Source organism: Methylomonas rhizoryzae (genome assembly GCF_008632455.1).
Classification (GTDB): Bacteria; Pseudomonadota; Gammaproteobacteria; order Methylococcales; family Methylomonadaceae; genus Methylomonas; species Methylomonas rhizoryzae.
Genome location: NZ_CP043929.1, coordinates 2,470,329 through 2,489,523 on the forward strand (window position 1 = coordinate 2,470,329; position 19,195 = coordinate 2,489,523).

Sequence of the window (19,195 nt, forward strand, 5' to 3'; positions counted from 1 at the left end):
AAACCCAGCTAAGGTAAGCTATATCAGTACGCTTACTATCTGCATTGTTGGTCGATGAAGTCTCCAAAAAGCAATCTGTCCGAATTTTATCGTAGCCTTTGGTTGACCTTGTGCGTCATTATCCTGACGGCTTTGGTATTCGGGCTTTACGTACTCGCGGAAAAACACATCAATCGCGCCAACGAGCTACGCTACTCATCCCTACTGCTGGCAGACGAATTGCGCCAGTCTTCCGATGACTTGACCAGAACGGTACGCAGCTACCTGATTACCGGCAACCCGATATACAAACAGCATTTTCAGCTAATTCTCGCTATCCGCGACGGCAAACAACCCCGCCCAAGCGATTTTCATCAAGGCTTTTGGAATTCAAGCTCTGAAATGGACGACAAGCCCGAGCCTGAGCAAAAAAAGCTTTCCTTGTTGGAAATGTCCCGCCAAGCCGGATTAACGGAACAGGAATTCGTCAAATTCGCCGAAGCCAAACACCGTTCCGACCGATTGACGCAAACCGAATTCGAAGCGATGAAACTCATAGAGTCGACTCCGTCGCCCACGGATGCACAGCGCATTACGGCCAGCTTAATGTTGCACAGTGAAAACTATAGTCAAGCCAAAGCCGACATCATGCGCTCTATCCACGAATTCAAGCAGTTAACGGCTGAACGCACATTAAACGCTGTGCGTGACGCCGAATCGAGGGCATTCGTGTTCCTATCGTTATCCGTGCTGTGCGGCGCATTGTCCATTTTCATGCTTTACCGGATCCATCGCACGCTTTACGCCGTGTTGGGCGGGTCGGTCGATGCCTTATACGAACAAATCAGCCGATTAAGCGGCTCCAATGCGCATTCCGCCATCCGGATCGGCCCAGGCCTGGAAAACAGCATCATGGCATGGATACTTCAGACGCAAGAGCAACTGGCCGTCATCGACGGCGAGCGCAAAACGGCCGAAGCGAAGAATTTGCGTATGACTCAACTCTATGCCGCGTTGAGCCAATGCAATCAAGCCATCGTGCGTTGCGAAAATCAGGAGGAATTATTTCCGCAAATCTGCCAAGACGCCGTCATTTTCGGCGGCATGAAAATGGCCTGGATAGGCTTGTTGGAAACCGGCGGTACCCGGCTCAAACCGGTTGCCTGCTACGGTAGCGGTACGGACTATTTGAACGGCATTGAAATCTCGATTGACGAAAACGAAGCCATAGGCCGCGGCCCGACCGGAACCGCCATGCGGGAAGACCAACCTTTTTGGTGTCAGAACTTTCAACACGATGCGCTGACAACCCCCTGGAAGGAGCGCGGTACAAACTACGGCTGGGGTTCCTCCGCCAGTTTGCCGCTGCATAAAAACGGCTGCGTGATCGGCGCTTTGACACTGTATTGCGCCGAACCGCATGCATTCGATGAAGCAGTTCGTAAATTGCTGTTGGAAATGACCTCGGATATCGATTATGCGTTGAACGCCTTCGAACTCGAGGCTCAGCGAAAATTGACCGAAATCGCGCTTGCCGAATCGCTCCATCTTCAACAAACCATCATCAATACCGCACCGGTAAGAATCTTTTGGAAAGACAAGTCGTTTCGCTATCAAGGCTGTAACCCGGCATTCGCCAGAGACGCGGGGGAAAACTCTCCCGAAGCCTTGCTAGGCAAAGACGATTTCCAATTGTGCTGGCGTGAACAAGCCGCCTTGTATCAGGCCGACGATAGGCAAGTCATGACGTCCGGCGTTGCCAAGCTTTCATTCGAAGAACAGCAAACCACACCGAACGGCCAGACCATATGGTTACGGACTTCGAAAGTACCGCTACGTAACGCCGACCGGGAAATCATCGGCATTTTAGGCATGTACGAGGACATCACGGAACACAAACTTGCGGTGGAACGGATCAATTATCTGGCAAACTACGACCCTCTCACCGGATTGCCGAACCGCGTACAGCTGGATAATCGCAGCCAGTACGCCATCAAGCTAGCCCAACGCAACCGTGAAAAACTGGCCGTGATGTTTCTGGATCTCGATCACTTTAAAACCATAAACGATACCCTGGGACATAGTATCGGCGATGCGTTGTTAGTCGAACTAGCCAATCGGCTACTGGCAGTCCTGCGTGCCGAGGACACCGCCACCCGTCTGGGCGGAGACGAATTCATTTTACTGCTGCCCGACATCGAAACCATAGGCGCGAAGATTTTGGCGCAAACCTTATTGACTACCTTGTCCGAACCCTATCGAATCGAACAATACGATTTAACCCTAACCGTTTCGATAGGCATCGCTCTCTACCCGGAGGACGGTAAAGATTTCGAAACGCTAGCGAAAAACGCCGACTCCGCCATGTATTGCGCCAAGCGCGAGGGCCGCCAAAGCTACCGTTTTTTCAGTGCGGAAATGGAAGCCCGTTCGAGCCGAAATTTAAAGCTGGTGAATGCCCTGAGGCGAGGGCTGGAAAATCAAGAGTTCCGGCTATGTTACCAACCGCAAGTCGATATGCGCGACGGCCGCATCATCGGCGTGGAAGCTTTGCTGCGTTGGGACAGTGCCGAACTGGGGCCGGTGTCGCCGGCGGAATTCATCCCCATCGCGGAAGATAGCGGCTTGATACTACCGATAGGCGCATGGGTCTTGCAGACCGCCCTGCGCCAAATCAAAATTTGGCTGGATCAGGGGTATGCACCAATGACTATGGCAGTCAATTTGTCCGCGCTGCAGTTCGGCCAAGCGAATTTACCCGAACTGGTGGAAAATCTATTGTCCGACATCGGCCTGGCCCCGGCGTTTTTGGAATTGGAATTAACCGAAGGGGTTGCCATGCAAAATCCGCAAACTGCGATTGCCATGCTGGGTAGTTTGCATGATTTAGGCGTGCGCCTGTCGATTGACGACTTCGGAACCGGTTACTCCTCCCTAAGTTATTTAAAGCAATTTAAAATTTACAAACTCAAAATCGACAGATCTTTCGTCCGCGACATCGGCAGCGACGCCGAAGACCGGGCCATAGTCAATGCCATCATCAACATGGCGAAAAGCCTGGGATTAAAAACCATCGCCGAAGGCGTAGAAACCACCGAGCAGCACACTTATTTGCGCGAGCAAGGCTGCGATGAAATGCAGGGTTATCTATTCAGCAAACCCTTACCTGCCGACCAACTTCAATTACTATTACAAACACCGCAATCGGCGTAAGCGGATTTCTTTTAGTTGCTTAGATGGCGGAAATACCGTAAGCGCCCTTAAATCCCCGCCAGCCGGCAGCATCTGTGCCTCACATCAACTTGATTGAGATAGCGGCAGATGTGCAATATTCCGGTTCAAAACCGACATATCCGTCGAGGCCTCGTTGCCTTGGAACGTAACGTTGGCCGATTCGGCAATATGAAATCAGACTCTGCAAGCTTTGGGTAGAGAGAGGATCGGTCGCTTACGATTTTGCTGTATCGCCGGCGACTAAGGTAACCATGCCGATAGCCTGTACGCTCAAGCCAACGCCGTTTGCAACGCGAAATAAAAATAAGCCAATCCGCACAAGCCTATCAGTTGCGAGCCTAAACCGCGCACCAGCGGAGCCAGCCCCGGCCGGACGGCGTCAGTCGTCTTGACGGCCGCCAATACCCCGTATACCGGCACCACCACGGCTAAGTGTCCCAATTCGACCCCGCCGCTAAATGAGGCAATTGCGGTAAGCAACTGTGCGGAAGGCAATTCGGCAACGGTTTCCAACAAGCCGCCGGCAAAACCCAAGCCGTGAAACAGACCGAAGCCGAAGGCTATCCAGTAACGCGACTTACCGCGGCTGCATTCCGGCCGGCACACATTCTGCACCGACACGGCCACTATGCTGAATGCGATCACGGGCTCCACGATACGCGGCGAAAGCCGCAGCCAATCCAATACGGCTAAACTCATGGTCAAGCTGTGCGCCAAGGTAAATATCAAGACGATCAACCCTAATTCGCGCAAGCTGCCGACCGCCAACACCAAACCGATCACGAATAATATGTGGTCGTAGCCGCTCAATATATGCTTAACGCCGTGCACCAAATAATCCCAGGCAAAACTGCTAACCACACTGCCCGCTTGCAAGTCGAGCGTCAACGGCTGGTTATGACTAAACAAGCCTTCCGTCAACAAACTGCCGTCCCGGACGACTCGCGCTCGATAGCTAACCTCCCAAGGATTGCCGGGCGCAAAGTCTATTTCGCGCAACAAATCTTGGCTGAGCAAAACCCGGCTAACCTCGGGCGGCAACGGATACAGCAAGCGGTAAGCCGGTGCGCCTTTAGGTGAAGCCGGAACAGCCAGCGCGGTACCCGACAATAGTTCGCCATCCGCCTCGACCCGCACGTGCCGCAGCAAATAATCCGCATGCTTGCCCAGCACCGTTTCATCCATCATACCGCCGGCCGATTGCGCTTGTGCGGCCACTAACACTTGCTCCAGCGCGACGGTAAAATTCAAGACTAGCGAGCCGTTTACAAGTTGCGCTTGCAAACTGCCTTGGGCAACCGGATGAGCGGACAGCGGCGACGAAAAGAACAAACCGGCGCATAGCCATAACAGCAGGCCCGCGCGAATCCGGCTAACGATGCACATGAAAGGCCTGGTAATCCGCGTTCAGGCGTTGCGCCCGCTGAAAATATTCTTGCGCCTGATTGACGATCCCATTGGCTAAATAAATCATGCCGGCGTGAGCGTAGAGATGGGCATCCTGCCAACCGTAACTGAGGGCGCGCTGCATATGGACCAATGCCTCCTTAAACCTGCCATCCCGAAATAAAGCCCAAGCCAAAGCGTCGCGGGTACTCGGGTTATCGCGTTGTTGTATGTCCAAAGTAGCCCAATGTACGGCAGCGGTGCCATTGAAATAAGCGTCGGCATAGAGCGTTGCAAGGTGATGATAATACTGGGTATCGCCGGATTCCGCGGCCTGTATAAAGGCCCGCAACGCCAAATCGTGCCATGCTTTGGCCAAATCGTTGCGACCTAAATACAGATACAAATCGCCCAGGGTTTGAAAAAGCGCCGGTCTGCCGGTACAAACGGCCAAACGATGATAAATGCGCAAGGCTTGCTCATAACGGTGGCGCGTCGCCAGCCATTCGGCCCAATAATCCTCGGCCAGCCAATAACCGGAATAAGCGTTCAATGCCCAACGATAATGCTGCTCCGCACTATCCGCCTGTCCCCTGCTCAAAGCCAAGTAGCCGCGTTGTAGTTCCAACCAGGCGTAATCGCGCATTTGTTTGGCCGACAGATTATCCGCAGCCAATTGGTAGGTTTGATCAGCAGTAGCGAAATCACCGGTTTTGCTCTGCAAATAGGCCAATTGCGCCAGAAGCGCCCAGTCCTGCTTGTGCGACAAAGCCTGCTGCAAAGTGCTTTCCGCATCGGCAATCCGCCCCTGCTGCAAGGCTACCTCGACTGCCAAACCGGTCAGATCCGGATCGTAGGCGAGGTCACCGTGCCGGACTAAGTAACGCTCGGCGGCAGCCGGCTGATGCAAGTAGCTTTGCCATTTTGCCGACAGAAATTGCAATTCGTCGTTGTCGGGATGACTCGACAACGATGCATGCAACTGTCGAGCGGCTTGCAACCCGTCCAACGGCCGGCCGCTCAGCCAACTCAACTGGACAGCGGCATAAGTCCGTCTGATCGTCTGATCCTCGCCGGCGGTCGCGGCTGTACTGATTTCGCTATACCGCAGCCAATCGCGCTGATAAGCCGTGGCATCGAACACGCCGAAAAAAGCCAGATAACAGGCCAGGCCGGCCAATAACGACGCAGCCGTGCTTATCATTAATCCGCATAGCCACATCGGCCGGCCCTCGTTACGATGCGTTTCGACCCCGCAGCCGCCGTACCGAGCTGCGTAGCGTGTTTAATAAAACGGCTATTGCCAAGGCTCCGCCAAATATGGAAATTCGCTTAGAAACGCTTTGTCGTTTTTAAGCGGATTAGGCACGGTTTTCGGCTCTATCGGCGCCGACGCCCACAATGCCGGATTGTTCAAGGTTTCCACGCTACAGGGTTTACCGCCGCAACCTTCCTGCATATCCAAGAACAAGGACAAAAAGCGAGTCGCTACCTGATCTTCGAAGCGCCGTCCGAACGGCCAGCTGCCGTTGGTGTCCATGTCTATCGAAGCCACGTTGGGCACAAAGATTTCAAATGTTTTCGGCGGTTTGATGTCCAAACCTTTGACGTTCCAACTGTTGTCCGGCATGTTGACTCGCTGGAAAAAGCATTTTTTCGCCCGTTTGAACGCATCCAGCGGCAAATCGTAAACTTTATAAACCGAAACCGGCGAGTCGGAATGGTCGAAACAACTTTTCAAACCCAATGCGCCGATAGACGGGCCGAAGCCCCAACCCAAATGGGCGAAGCGTTTGACATAAACCTCGGCCAATTTGACATTGTCGGCCAACTGCTTTTCGTCTTCGCGCAAATTCAAAGCGGCGTCCAGAAAGGGTACGCCGTCGACGTCGGTTTTCTTGTAATCGCTCAAGCGGTTGTTGAAACCGGCCACAGGAGACGGCATGGAATCGGCGCCACGCAATTTGGCCAGCAACGACCATTGTTTATGATCCGGTATCGCTTTGGCCTTGGCCGAAGCTTTCAGTACCCAACTTTCCCCCCAGGCCCTGACCACCCGCTCGGTTTCCGGCGTTTTGGTCAAAAACTTCAAAGGCATTTCCAGCACGATGGCGTTCACGTCGCCGCCGGCTCGCGCGTCTTGCCCGCTATAGACAAAGCGAAAATTACCGTTTTCGTCCTTGTAAAATTTGTCGCCCTTCCACTCGAAAGGCTGTTTCGGCATGTCTTTTTTGAAGTTGATACCCCAATCCGGCAGGTTTTTATCGAAATTGAAAAAGCTGTTGCCTTCCAACTCGATCAACGTTTTAGGGATTTTAGCTTCGGCCATTTTTTTGTTGGTAACCGGCAATTTGTAATATTGCGGCACGTAGTTGATGGAGCGGAAAAAGCCGGGCAAATCGTTGAAAAACGCATCGTCGCGCCCGCCGACAAAAGTTTTGACGACGAAACCGTCCGGCGTTTTCAGGTTAATGACTTTATTGGTGTCCACCACCTGCGAAAAATCGCCGCCCGGAAAACCTAAAAAGTCCACCTTGGCCTGATTGTCTTTGTTAAAGGTAACCCGAACTTCGGACGGTTTGAAGTTAATGTATTTTTTGCCGACCGCTTCGGCGTATTTCAACAGGCTGCCCAAGCCCACCTCGTCTCCCATAGCCAACGAAGCGCGCGGGTCCGGATCGAATTGAATCCTGTACAACAAATCGGTATCGAACACCCCCGTCTTAGGAACGGAAGCGAAGGTTAAAGCCACCACGACCTGCTCGCCCTGGCTCTTATCGTCGCTAGGAAAACCGAACAAGTCGTATAAATCGGCCGGACTCGGCGCAATATCGGCAAATATCGAGTTGATAGCGTTGGGATCGTTATGGTCGGCGGCCCACGCCGGAGCGGCAAGCAGGCCACAGCCTACTATCCAAGGCGTTAAACATCGCGCGAATCGACAAGTGCTTCGCATTAGTCTTCTCATAGCCGTACCCTCTTGATTGTAATTGAGTGACCGCTGTCCATACGCACCGTATGCCCGAACCGTTAGAACCACCTCCAAGATGCCGGCATAACCTCCTTGCCTAAAAGCTAGTGTGAGCTGCAGAAGTTGTCAAATACATCACATTTTTTTTCGCCGCATAAAAACATCCGTAATTTCGCCACTAGAAATACGGAAAAGGCGAATTTAATGGCCTGGCCCGAAAAGCCGCTTTTTCGACAATTTATTAGAAATACTTCTCAAATCCTTGAAATCCCGCCAATTTATTGCTCATATTATTTTTTTATTGGCAAGAGCGATATTTTTATTTGTAAAAAAAATTTTGGTCTATGCTTCACATAATCCGACACAAAATGGCTTGCCAACGAGCTTTGGCAACTCGGCTTACTGATTCATTCACCACGGATAAGCCAAGACCGCCGTGCGGCACACGCAAATCAATTCGGCACTCAAGCGACGCGATGAAAGGAGCACTTACTTTTTAAATGATCTGCCGAGGGGCTAAGGCGTATCGTTGATCCGTAGGAAGGTCACGATATGCAAGATAGTTTAGGTGTTAGTCATCAAGCTGTAGGCTTGCCGGCCCGCTATGAGAATCAAGCAAAAGATAACGATAAAAAATAACGGTTCCAAGCCGTAACCCGACAAAGGTGCGAAAACCAACAACAAGCGTGCCTTTGCTACTACAACCTAGACAGGAGGACGATCATGAAACCCATAGTCAAAACCGCTTTGGCCGCGCTGATAACGGCCCTAGCCATGCCTGCATATTCCATAACGCATCCGCCCTGCGGCTCCGGCGCCGGGAAAGTCAAGGACGAAGCCCTTTGCGCCAACCGTTCGGCGGATAGTTTGAAAGGTGCCGATGACGATTATTTTGTCGATATGGACTACGGCGCCAGCAAAGACCCCGAGGCCCTGGCGCGCTTGCTCGATCCTTACGTACCCGGCATCAGCCCTAAAGATGCGCACGACGCCGTGGTGCGCGGCCGCAACAACTGGATAGTCTGGACCGCCGGCAACGACAAGTTTTGGGACGGCATCAGTAAAACCAGCGTCGGCACCTTGGACTTTCTGAAAGTGCTGTCCAACCACCCGTCGCTCAAATTCAGCCGCGACAACCGCTGGGATTACCTGGGCTTGGTCAACGAACCCTGTTTCAAAAAATCCGCCGGCCCGCGTGCGGACCGCTTCGGTTTGTGGCTGGACGAGCGTAGCGCCGACTGCGCCGCCGATCCGTTCGAAGACGAGAAAAAATACCCCGGCGTAGAAATAGGCGCCCGCGGTAAAACCGTGCCGGTCGGCTCTTATTACGGCTATGCCACCGGCATCGTCGGCTTACGGCTGTTTCCGAATCCGGATTTCGACGAAAAAGCCGCTAAAGCCTGGGACCCGGAAAAGTTTTACAAAGACGAAAGTTACTACAACAACAAAGACTTGGTACGCCCGTATCGGGTAGGCATGTCTTGCGGCTTTTGCCATGTCGGGCCCAACCCCAGCAATCCGCCCAGCGATCCGGAAAACCCGAAATGGGAAAACCTGAACTCTAACCCCGGCGCCCAATATTTCTGGATAGACCGCATTTTCTCCTACGATGCCGATCCGTCCAGCTTCCCATACCAGTTGTTCCATACCTCCCGCCCCGGCGCATTGGATACCTCGCTGGTCTCCACCGACTACATCAACAACCCGCGCACCATGAACGCGGTATATAGCCTGGGCGCGCGGATGAGCAACGCCTTGAAGTTCGGTCAGGAAAAACTGGCCGGCGGCGGCCTGAACAACAAGCAGTTCAACGAACTAGGTCTGCCCGCCAGCAGTCCGCTGAACAGCTTTTTCAAAGCGCCGGCCACCGTTTGGACCCCACGGGTACTGAAAGACGGTGCCGATTCGGTCGGCGCCTTGGGCGCATTGAACCGGGTGTTCGTCAACATCGGCTTGTTCAGCGAAGAATGGACCGAGCATTTCAGGCCCTTGGTCGGCGGTAAAAAAATCAGCCCGTTCCCCATCGCTACCGCGCGCAAAAACTCGTCGTATTGGTTGGCAACTGAAGCGCAAACGCCCGACTTGGCCTTGTTCTTCCTGGCTACTGCGCAGCCGGATTATTTGAGCAAAGCGCCGGGCGGCGACAAATTTCTGAAAGCGTCGGAAGACACCATGAAACGCGGCAAAGACGTGTTTGCGGAAACCTGCGCCCGCTGTCACTCCAGCAAATTGCCGGAAAAAGCCTACAGCTTTTTCCCCAATGGCTGCGTGGGCTCGGACTACCTGGGCTGCTGGGATAAATACTGGAAATGGACCAAAACCGACGAATTCAAAACCGAGATGAAGGCCATCGTCGCCAAGGAAGATTTCCTCAAAGACAACTTCCTGTCCACCGAACTGCGCGTGCCGGTCAGCCTATTGCAAACCAACGCCTGCAGTCCTTTAGCCACCAACGGCCTGGCCAACAACATCTGGGACAACTTCACCTCGCAAAGCTACAAAGACCTGCCTTCGGTCGGCAAATACACCGTACACCACCCGATCACCGGCGCACCGTACGACTATACCTTGCCCGGCGGCGGCCGCGGCTTTACCCGTCCGGCGTCTTTGATCAGCGTATGGTCGACCGCTCCGTATTTGCTGAACAACTCCTTGGGCAAATTCTATGCCAGCGGTTCGGTCGAAGACCGGATGAAATCCTTCGACGACTCCATTCACCAATTACTCTGGCCTGAAAAACGTAGCGGCAACCGCGACATCGTGGTCGTCGATTCCGCCAATCCGGCCGAACGCAAGGTACTGAAAGGCCAAGTCGACGTGACCACTACCACCAGCTATCTGCGCATACCCAAAGGCTATCTGCCGGACTTGCTGCAACCTTTGGTCGCGCCGTTCAGCTTGCTGAAACCCTGGGCTTTCGACAAAGAAGGCGTCGAGATCGGCCCTATTCCCAAAGGCACCCCGGTCAACCTGATCTCCAACATGGATTTGGACCCGAGCGATCCCAGACACGTGATCAAATTGATTAAAGTGCTGAAAGACGTCAAAAAAGCCTTGAAAGCCATCCCGCCCGGCGCCAGCGACGCGGAAGCCATCAAGGTATTCGACGACCGCAACATCGTCGACGACATGTTGAGCGTCAGCAAATGCCCCGATTTCGTCGTCAACCGCGGCCACTACTTCGGCACCGATTATCTGGCCGAAGAAAAAGACACGGCTTTGAACGACGCGGACAAAGAAGCCCTGATCGAGCTTTTAAAAACATTCTAAGGGAGACGCTACGATGACCAACAATGCAGAATACGATTACATCGTAGTGGGTTCGGGTGCCGGCGGCGGCACCCTGGCCGCCCGTCTGGCGGAAAACGGGCGCAAAGTGCTGGTGCTGGAAGCCGGCGGCGATCCTTTGAAAATGCAGGGCGGCGACGCGATTTCCGACGAAAACCGCTTGCCGGAAGACTACCAAGTGCCGGTGTTTCATGCCATTTCCAATGAAAACAAAGCCATGCGTTGGGATTTTTGGGTAAGGCACTGGGGCGATACCCAATTGCAACGCCGCGACGAAAAATACCGCGACGTCTGGGACGGCGAAAAAGTGGACGGCGTGCTGTATCCGCGCGCCGGCTGCCTGGGCGGCTGCACCGCGCACAACGCCATGATCACGGTCTACCCGCATAACGACGACTGGAACTACATCGCCGACTTGACCGGCGATTACAGTTGGAATGCCGACAACATGCGCGGTTATTTCGAAAAAATGGAGAACTGCCACCACCGGCTGCCGACTTACCGCTGGGCGGCTAAAGTCGGCATCAACCCTACCCGGCACGGCTTCGACGGCTGGTTGCAAACCGAAAAAGCCATCCCGCTGGAAGCCTTGGGCGACAAAACCCTGGTACAAACCCTGAAAGAATCGGTAGCGGCGGTCTGGAAAAACATCGATACCGATCCGATAGAAGGTGCAGAATGGTTCGGCGAAAGCCTGGGCGATCCCAACGACTGGCGCTTGGTGGAAAAAAATGCCACCGGCTTGCGCTACCCGCCGTTGATGACCCGCAACCATACCCGGCTCAGCACCCGCGACCGCCTGCTGGAAGTGCAGCAACAACATCCCGACAAACTGCACATCGAGTTGAACGCCTTGGTCACTCAAGTGCTGTTCGACGACGACAACCGGGCCATAGGCGTCGAGTATCAAAAAGGCGAAAAACTCTACCAAGCCCATTATGCGCCGTCGTCCGAATCCGGCGAGCTCAAACAGGTTTACGCCGGCAAAGAAGTGATTTTGTCCGGCGGCGCCTTCAACACCCCGCAACTATTGATGCTGTCCGGTATCGGCCCGAAAGCCGATCTGGAGCGCTTGCATATTAAGGTGCGGGTGGACCTGCCCGGCGTCGGCACCAACCTGCAAGACCGCTACGAGGTCGGCGTGGTCAACAAAATGAAGCAAGACTGGGAGGTGCTGAAAGGCGCGCGCTATAGCAAAGGCGATCCGCAATTCAGCGAATGGGAAAACCAACGCAAAGGCGTGTACACCACCAACGGCGCGGTACTGGCGGTTATCAAACGTTCGTTGAAGGAGCGCAAGTTGCCGGATTTGTTCTGCTTTGCGTTGTTGGCGCGTTTTCAGGGCTACTTCCCCAACTTCTCGCAATGGATACCGGAGCTGAACTACCTGACCTGGGCGGTGCTGAAAGCCCACACCAACAACCGGGCCGGGGAAGTGAAACTGAAATCCACCGACCCGCGCGAACGGCCTTACATCAACTTCAAATATTTCGAAGAAGGTACCGAGGACGGCGGCGAGGATTTGGAATCGGTAGTCGAGGGCGTCAAATTCGTGCGCAGCCTGACCGCGCCGCTGATTGCCGACGGCATCATCGAGGAAGAAGCTTTTCCGGGTAAAGACGTGCAAACCGACGATGAAATCCGCGACTTCATCCGCTACCAATCCTGGGGCCACCACGCCTCCTGTACTTGCCCTATCGGCAGCGACATCGACGAGTACGCGGTATTGGACAGCAAATTCCGGGTCCGCGGCGTCAAAGGCCTGCGGGTAGTGGATGCCTCGGTATTCCCGCGCATTCCCGGCTTCTTCATCGTCTGCGCCATCTACATGATCGCCGAAAAAGCCGCCGAGGTGATATTGTCGGAAGCATAAACAAACAGGTGCCAACAGAACCGGCCGGCGCGCAGTAATGTGGGTCGGCCGGTTTCAATCCCATATTTGCCATCTCCTCTTCCGGCGCGACGCCCGTTGATAAATACTGTTTTTCCTAATGGAAAATCCGGGTTAGGTTGTTAAAGCGGCTAAGCATTGGGGGGTTGGACGCATCCAGCCCCATACCAGACACAAATAGTTCGAACACGCTCAATGCGTCAGCAAACGGGAAACCAGTCCGTCCAAAGAAAATCCCCGGTTACATACAATACCAACCGGCCCCGCAGGCTGATTGGCTATAGCGGCCGATTCAAGCCGAACGCGGGATTCGATGCCGGACCGATTATTCAATCCGTCCGTAACGTTTGTCACAATTTCAGAGCACTTGAAACGTCAGGAACGGAATTGCAAATCCCGTCCCGCTTCGTTGCCCTGCCGATTTGTCGTAGCGCCAACATCCAAACAGCGTGACGGCGTTAAATGATTCCGTCGCGATAGTGACTCTGGAATCGACAGCCTTTCATATGAAGCATGCTTTCGATTTCAGGATGTTATCGCGACGGGATGCTTTCTTTTGGTAGGTTTCTTTACTCTACCACCTTAGAATAAGCGGTAATTTTATTTACCGGACCGATGGGTGATTGGCCTGATTTTATGTCCCCATTTCACAATGACGAAGAAATCGGTCGTATTGCAAGCCACTTGTATCTTTAACGACGTTCAGTGAGTTTCATGAGCCCGAATTCATCCGCCGTCAAGCCGCAGCATCAGGCCGCCAACGACGGCGCCGCCTTCATCGACAAAATCCGTCCTGACAGCGGCGTTGCAGAGCCGGTTTACAAACAATTGCTGCGCCGCATCGTGCAACTGATCGAATCCGGCGAACTCGGCGACGGCTACAGCCTGCCGTCCGAGCGGGCCCTGGCCGAAGCCCTGGATTTGAGCCGTACCACGGTGCGCCGCTGCTACGAACAGTTGCGGGCGCAAGACCATATCGACACCCATGGCCGCGCCGGGGTAACGGTGAAAGCGCCGCCGCGGCGAATCGCGCCGGAAATGGGACGGTTAAAGGGCTTTACCGAAGAAATGCGCGAGCTCGGCATGCTGGCGTCCGCTCAAATCCTGGAGCAAGGCATCGTCGAAGACCGCACGATAGCCTCAATTTTCAATCGGCCGGCATCCAACCGTTTTTTAAGAATTGTGCGGCTACGCCTGGGCGACGGCAACCCGATGTCGCGCGAGGTTGCTTGGTACGATTTAACCCCGGCGCCGCTGTTGGCGCAGTGGCACGGCGAAGGTTCCGCCTATCAATTTTTACGGGAACGCTGCGGCTTGAGCTTGCAGCGCGCCGAGCAAACCATCGAAGCCGTGATCTGTAACGATGCCGAAATGGCGGTGTTCGGTTTCTCGGAACCCGGCCCCTGTTTGCTGCTGAAACGAAAAACCTATGCCGACCACGGCACGATGGTCGAATACGTCGAAGGCACCTTTCGCGGCGATGCTTATACCTATCGGATCGAACTCAAAATGCCCGGCTGATTCGGCGAATCTCCGGCGCTGGCCGGTAACTCATAAATTCAATCAACGTCTCGCTGCTCGGCAAATGCGCCAAAACTCCGTCGCGCTCGGCGACATAAGCGCCGCAAGCATTGGCCGTAAGCAAGGCTTGCTCTGCCGGGTATCGATCCTGCGCCCAAAGCCATCCGGCACTGAACGCATCGCCGGCGCCGGTGGCATCGCGGACCTCAACCAGCCAGGCCGCTACGTAGATCACTTCCTGCCGCCCCAGCGCGACGCAGCCTTGCTCTCCCAGCGTCACGATCAGCCAATCGCCTTGCCAATCGATGCCGACGGCCATAGCCGGCAGAGTATACAACCATTGTTGCGCGGACAGTGGTGGCCGGTCGCCACAAGCAAACAGCGCCACCGCTTCGGCAGCATTTAAGATCAGGGCATCTGTAAGCGCCAGCAATTCCGGCGTCATCGGCCGCCACGGCGACGGATTCAGCAGCGTGTAAATACCCAGCCGGCGCGCGGCCGAAAACGCCGCCACGACCGGCTCCAACGGTATTTCCTGCTGGGCGTAAATGCGGCGAGGACGCGACCGGTTCAGAGCGTCCAGCACGATGGACGACGTCAAACGGTTATTGGCGCCGGGAAACACGGCAATGACGTTGCCGCCACGTGCGTCGATCAAACCGACGCCGTAGCCGGACTGTGCAGCGCAGACAACCAGCCAGCGCGTATCGACACCCATCCGCGATAAATCGGCGCTAATTTGCCGGCCGGCATTATCATCGCCGACCGGCAGCAGCAATGCCGTCTCCGTCCCCAGCTTGTGCAAAGCCACGCCTACGTTTAAACCCTTGCCGCCGTGTTCCTGCCAATAGCGTTCGGCCAACAAGGATTGCCCGGCACCGGGCAAATCCGGCAGTTGCAAGCAATTGGCCTGTACATAGCTACCTAACACCAGCGTTGGCATAACCGTTTCCTGAGGCGATTGACACTGGACTATAGCCTAAAGGCAAATCCCGGCTTTTTACACCGCTAATTTTGGTATTGTTTTGGTATCTATATGGCTTTACACTCGTTGCCGACGGTGACTGGAGGCAGCGCACCGCATTTTCCGCTTATCCAGGAGCACTCATGAATCGATTTCAATACACCACGCTGGCGTGCTTGCTAGTCGCAAGCTCTTCCGCCTGGTCTTACTCAACTTCAGTCGAAGCCGGAGCCAGCGCCGGTTTTTCGTCAGGAAACTCGCTGGATAGCGAGCTCAACCGCGATGCCCGAATTGACCATCCGTCCCTGGCTTCGGCCCTGGCAACCGCCGAAGGCTATGCCGCCAGCGCCTTTGCCTACGCCGACGCCGGCGTGCTCAAAGCCTACGCGGCAGCCAACGTCGAAAACGGCATCCTCAATTCGACCGCTAACGCCAAGTCGATCTTTAGCGACACCATCAAACTTACGGGTTCCGGCAATGCTCGATTCATTCAAATTTTGCTGAATTTTAAGGTGGAGGGCGGCATTAGCGGAATCGGCGCGGCTTCGGGCTTCGTCGAACTGAGCGGCAGCCACGGCAAAATCGACTTCACACAAAACTATTACAGTTCGCCCGCCTATAGTTGCGGCACCTGGTCCGGCGACACCGGCGCTTGCGATGGTAGCTCAATCTTCTGGGTTCCCACCAACACCGAACTGACGATTAGCGGCTTGCTGCAGGTCGGCGCAACCGCCGACGGCTACGGCGGATTGTTCGATCCGGACAAGCGGCGTGCAGTGACTGATTTCAGCCATACCGCGCTAACCTTTATCAGCGTGCTGGATCCGAATTATCAGTTGACCAGCCAAAGCGGCTACAGCTACGCCCCGGTGCCTTTGCCGCCGGCACTAGCCTTGTTCGCTGCCGGCCTGACGGCGCTGATGCCGAAACGATGGGTACGGTTTGCGTTGCGGCTGAATCGGTCCTTGGTTTAGCAGCACGAGCGGCAGTCAGCTCGGTTATGTAAACCAAAACGTCCGGCTGCTACTTATGCGCAACCGGATTAAATGAATGTTCACGCATACCGGTCGCGGTTTCGCCCCGGTAGCCGGCGTCACAAAGTGTGGCATATGACGCACTTTGGCCGGCACCTCCCGCTAACTTTCGTCGCCAACACCGCCAATGCACCGGACTATCCGTGCATCGCTCAGGCTTTCGCGGTCTGTGGCTTAAAGTTTGCTGCGGCAAAAGACGTTTCATTGCCGACTATGTCTTGTCATGACTGTGTTTCATCGCCAACCGTTGACGCAGGTGCTGGATGAGATCAACCGCTACCGCAAGGGCCGCATCATCGCCGTCAATCCAAAGCTGGCGGGACGAGTCGTCAACGGCGTATTCAACAATGGCGATCCTGATGCAGTGCTGGCGGCGCTAACCGCCACGCTCAAGCCAAAGCCTTGCGGCTGCCGGGCGATTTGGTGTTGTTGTATTGATGGGATCGGTGGAAATCTCGCACAGAGAGCCGACGGATAAAATTTTTTTCGCCACTAAGGGTAAGCCCGAATTCATAGCGTCTTTGTCGGTAACAGCATCCATCGACAAAGGAGATTGACGAATGAAACTGGTTGGCGATCCATCTCTGGCTGAGTTAACTCTAGGCTTGCTGCTGTCGATGTACGGCATCACCGGCAGTATTTTGGTGTTTTATGCCGAAATCGACGAATGGCTGCGCCCGGAGCTACTGCGGGTTACTCAACCGGACAAAGGCCAATACCGGCCTTTGTCCGAAATTTTTGAAGCCGGCAAAAACGCCATGCCGCCGCAGGCTAAACATACTTTTGCGGTGTATCCGCTTGACGCTAACGCCGGAGAGCCGTAGTAGATCGGAATTATCCGCATAAAGTCCCGGTTGTTAGAGCGCTAGGTAACCATAAGATGATTTCGGCCGTAGATCGCGCAGTTGAAGCGGATCGGAAGAAAAGCCGATTAGGTATGACAAATAGACTCTTAGAACTTGCTTTTTCAAGCAGCGTCCATTCCCCAATACAGTCGGAACAACGGACCTGCGCAAGCAGCCAGGAAGAACTTTTTTCTAGCCCATTCGCTGAATCCCCTAATTTCTTTACATAGATCAAATTGGGCGGCGGGCAAATGCATTCCAATGCTTAAAGTCAAGCAACCGGCGGTGTAACCGTCCGGTTCTTCCGGCGTTAGCTGGCCCGTAAACCACTAGCCGAAGAAGCGAGGAACCAACCCTATGAAAACCTTAATTAACAGCATGATTCCCAAACGACTGCTTCCGATTGCCCGTAAGGCATATTGGACGCTGTTTGGATCGAAAAGAATTGATCTTTCGAAAGAGTATGAATCGTTAAATGCGCTGCAAGCATTAAAGTGCAAAATATCCTACAACCGATATGGCGGCTACTGCGTACCACTCTCCTCGCACCACCGCCCTGCGGCACAGAAAGTTCTTGCCAAGGCTGTATATGAACCCGACACCATCGAATATATGTTGGAAAACTGCCAAAGCGGTGATGTTGTCCATGCAGGAACTTATTTCGGTGACTTTTTACCGGCACTGGCGAAGGGCATTCCCGGAAATGCAAAAGTATGGGCATTCGAGCCCAATCCCGAGAACTACCGGTGCGCGAGAATTACCCTTGATCTTAATGGCATCGAAAACACGGTGTTAACCCATGCCGGTCTTGGAGAAAAGCAAGAAACTCGATTGATCAAAACCAGGGATGCTAACGGCCTCGCTTTGGGGGGAGCAAGCCGGATAGTTTCCGGAAACACGAGCGACGAAATAGGCACGGAGGCTGTCCGTATCGTCACGATAGATGATACGGTGGAATCAGACAGAACGGTTTCAATCATTCAACTCGATGTTGAAGGTTATGAAAAAGAGGCATTGGCGGGCGCGTTGAAAACCATAAGAAGGTGCCTCCCTATTATCATTCTTGAGGTCTTACCTAACAGTACTCTTTTAGGGAGTGAGTGGTTTTCGAACAACATTTTGAGCCTGGGCTATAAAAAAATCCAGGACTTACATGGGAACTCAGTATTCTCGTATAAGGCGGCTGACTAAAGTTTCAGCCAACAAACCAAGTTGGTTTGTGGTTTTACTTTCAGTAGTCCGATTTCCCAAAATTGCAACCTTGAGATAGCCTGCCGAGTAAACGGTTGGCAATCGCCCACAATGAAGGCAGCCGAATGGCTCCGGATTTTGTGCAGATTACTATGAAAGTCATGGTGGTAACGACACATAGCCGCGATTCGCAAGGCCTCATCGCGACTATGCGTCGCTCCTACCAAACTACCTTTCATTTGCCGGGGCGATTGCCAGGCCTTCATGATCGTTAAGGGAACAAAAAGTCCAGGCAGTCGGGTAAATGTTTTTCAGGAAATCGCCTTATGCCGTTGCAACCGGCAGTGCGGTTTTATCGACCACCCGCCGCAACACGAAGCTGGAATGCACGCCGGATACGCCGGGAATGCCGGTGATGCGTTTCAGCAGCAAATCCTGATAAGCGTCCAAATCCTTGACCGCTACCTTCAACTGGTAGTCGGCGGCCTGGCCGGTGATCAGCAGGCATTCCAGCACCTGCGGAATTTCGGCGACCGCAGCCTCGAAGGCTTCGAAGCGTTCCGGGGTGTGCCTGTCCATCGAGATTTGAATCAATGCGGTCAACGATAAACCTAACGCTTTGCCGTCCAAAATCGCCCGGTAACTGCGAATCAGCCCGGCTTCTTCCAATGCTTTGACCCTGCGTAAACAGGGCGACGGCGATAATCCGATGCGGTCGGCCAAGTCTTGATTGCTGATGCGACCGTCGCTTTGCAAGATTTCCAGGATGTGCTTGTCGTATTTATCTAATTGCATACCAGGATGGCTGTTTTATTTAAGCAATAAAATTGCCTAAAACTAAAAATATACAGATGATTATAGCTAGTTTTAGGCTAACCGCAGGATAAAACG

General features: G+C 54.0%; 13 protein-coding genes. 8 read left to right on the forward strand and 5 right to left on the reverse strand.

Features of this window, described 5'->3' with window-relative positions; all coding sequences use genetic code 11:
• Positions 1 to 54: 54 nt before the first annotated feature.
• Positions 55 to 3,192 carry a bifunctional diguanylate cyclase/phosphodiesterase gene (locus F1E05_RS11065; RefSeq protein ID WP_150048424.1) on the forward strand — a complete coding sequence of 1,046 codons (3,138 nt, stop codon included), beginning with the start codon at positions 55 to 57 and terminating at the stop codon, positions 3,190 to 3,192.
• A 291-nt stretch (positions 3,193 to 3,483) separates the two neighbouring features.
• Here F1E05_RS11065 and F1E05_RS11070 read toward each other — a convergent pair whose 3' ends face one another.
• The 3 genes from F1E05_RS11070 to F1E05_RS11080 all read right to left on the reverse strand — a co-directional run bounded on the left by F1E05_RS11070 (position 3,484) and on the right by F1E05_RS11080 (position 7,567).
• Positions 3,484 to 4,599: a HupE/UreJ family protein gene (locus tag F1E05_RS11070; RefSeq protein WP_150048426.1), complete on the reverse strand. Its 1,116-nt coding sequence runs from the start codon at positions 4,597 to 4,599 to the stop codon at positions 3,484 to 3,486.
• Positions 4,586 to 5,821, reverse strand: a complete 1,236-nt coding sequence (locus F1E05_RS11075) for a tetratricopeptide repeat protein (protein WP_150048428.1) — start codon at positions 5,819 to 5,821, stop codon at positions 4,586 to 4,588. Before F1E05_RS11075 ends, F1E05_RS11070 begins: the two co-directional genes overlap by 14 nt.
• 75 nt (positions 5,822 to 5,896) lie before the next feature.
• Positions 5,897 to 7,567: a hypothetical protein gene (locus F1E05_RS11080; protein ID WP_232056631.1), complete on the reverse strand. Its 1,671-nt coding sequence runs from the start codon at positions 7,565 to 7,567 to the stop codon at positions 5,897 to 5,899.
• Between the two features lie 726 nt (positions 7,568 to 8,293).
• Here F1E05_RS11080 and F1E05_RS11085 point away from each other — a divergent pair.
• From F1E05_RS11085 to F1E05_RS11095, 3 genes are all read left to right on the forward strand, one after another.
• Positions 8,294 to 10,840, forward strand: a complete 2,547-nt coding sequence (locus F1E05_RS11085) for a hypothetical protein (RefSeq protein ID WP_150048432.1) — start codon at positions 8,294 to 8,296, stop codon at positions 10,838 to 10,840.
• Positions 10,841 to 10,853: 13 nt separating this feature from the next.
• Positions 10,854 to 12,731: a GMC family oxidoreductase gene (locus F1E05_RS11090; RefSeq protein WP_150048434.1), complete on the forward strand. Its 1,878-nt coding sequence runs from the start codon at positions 10,854 to 10,856 to the stop codon at positions 12,729 to 12,731.
• Between the two features lie 732 nt (positions 12,732 to 13,463).
• Positions 13,464 to 14,270, forward strand: coding sequence for a GntR family transcriptional regulator (locus F1E05_RS11095; RefSeq protein WP_150048436.1), 807 nt, complete (start codon positions 13,464 to 13,466; stop codon positions 14,268 to 14,270).
• On the opposite strand, the gene F1E05_RS11100 is transcribed toward F1E05_RS11095, so the two are convergent.
• Positions 14,254 to 15,213, reverse strand: coding sequence for a PfkB family carbohydrate kinase (locus F1E05_RS11100; protein WP_150048438.1), 960 nt, complete (start codon positions 15,211 to 15,213; stop codon positions 14,254 to 14,256). The genes F1E05_RS11095 and F1E05_RS11100 overlap by 17 nt on opposite strands.
• Before the next feature lie 164 nt (positions 15,214 to 15,377).
• Between F1E05_RS11100 and F1E05_RS11105 the strand changes: the two genes are divergently transcribed.
• The 4 genes from F1E05_RS11105 (at position 15,378) to F1E05_RS11120 (ending at position 18,304) form a co-directional block, all read left to right on the forward strand.
• A complete protein-coding gene (locus F1E05_RS11105; RefSeq protein WP_150048440.1) occupies positions 15,378 to 16,208 on the forward strand; it encodes a hypothetical protein in 831 nt (276 codons plus the stop codon).
• Positions 16,209 to 16,491: 283 nt separating this feature from the next.
• Positions 16,492 to 16,746, forward strand: coding sequence for a FecR family protein (locus tag F1E05_RS11110; protein WP_190303111.1), 255 nt, complete (start codon positions 16,492 to 16,494; stop codon positions 16,744 to 16,746).
• An 82-nt stretch (positions 16,747 to 16,828) separates the two neighbouring features.
• On the forward strand, positions 16,829 to 17,092 hold the full coding sequence (locus F1E05_RS11115; RefSeq protein WP_150048442.1) for a PepSY domain-containing protein: 264 nt from the start codon (positions 16,829 to 16,831) through the stop codon (positions 17,090 to 17,092).
• A gap of 378 nt (positions 17,093 to 17,470) precedes the next feature.
• Entirely contained in the window at positions 17,471 to 18,304 is an 834-nt protein-coding gene (locus F1E05_RS11120) for an FkbM family methyltransferase (RefSeq protein ID WP_150048444.1), read from the forward strand.
• Between the two features lie 324 nt (positions 18,305 to 18,628).
• Here the strand turns inward: F1E05_RS11120 and F1E05_RS11125 are convergent, their stop codons facing one another.
• Positions 18,629 to 19,099, reverse strand: a complete 471-nt coding sequence (locus F1E05_RS11125) for an Lrp/AsnC family transcriptional regulator (RefSeq protein WP_150048446.1) — start codon at positions 19,097 to 19,099, stop codon at positions 18,629 to 18,631.
• Positions 19,100 to 19,195: the final 96 nt, after the last annotated feature.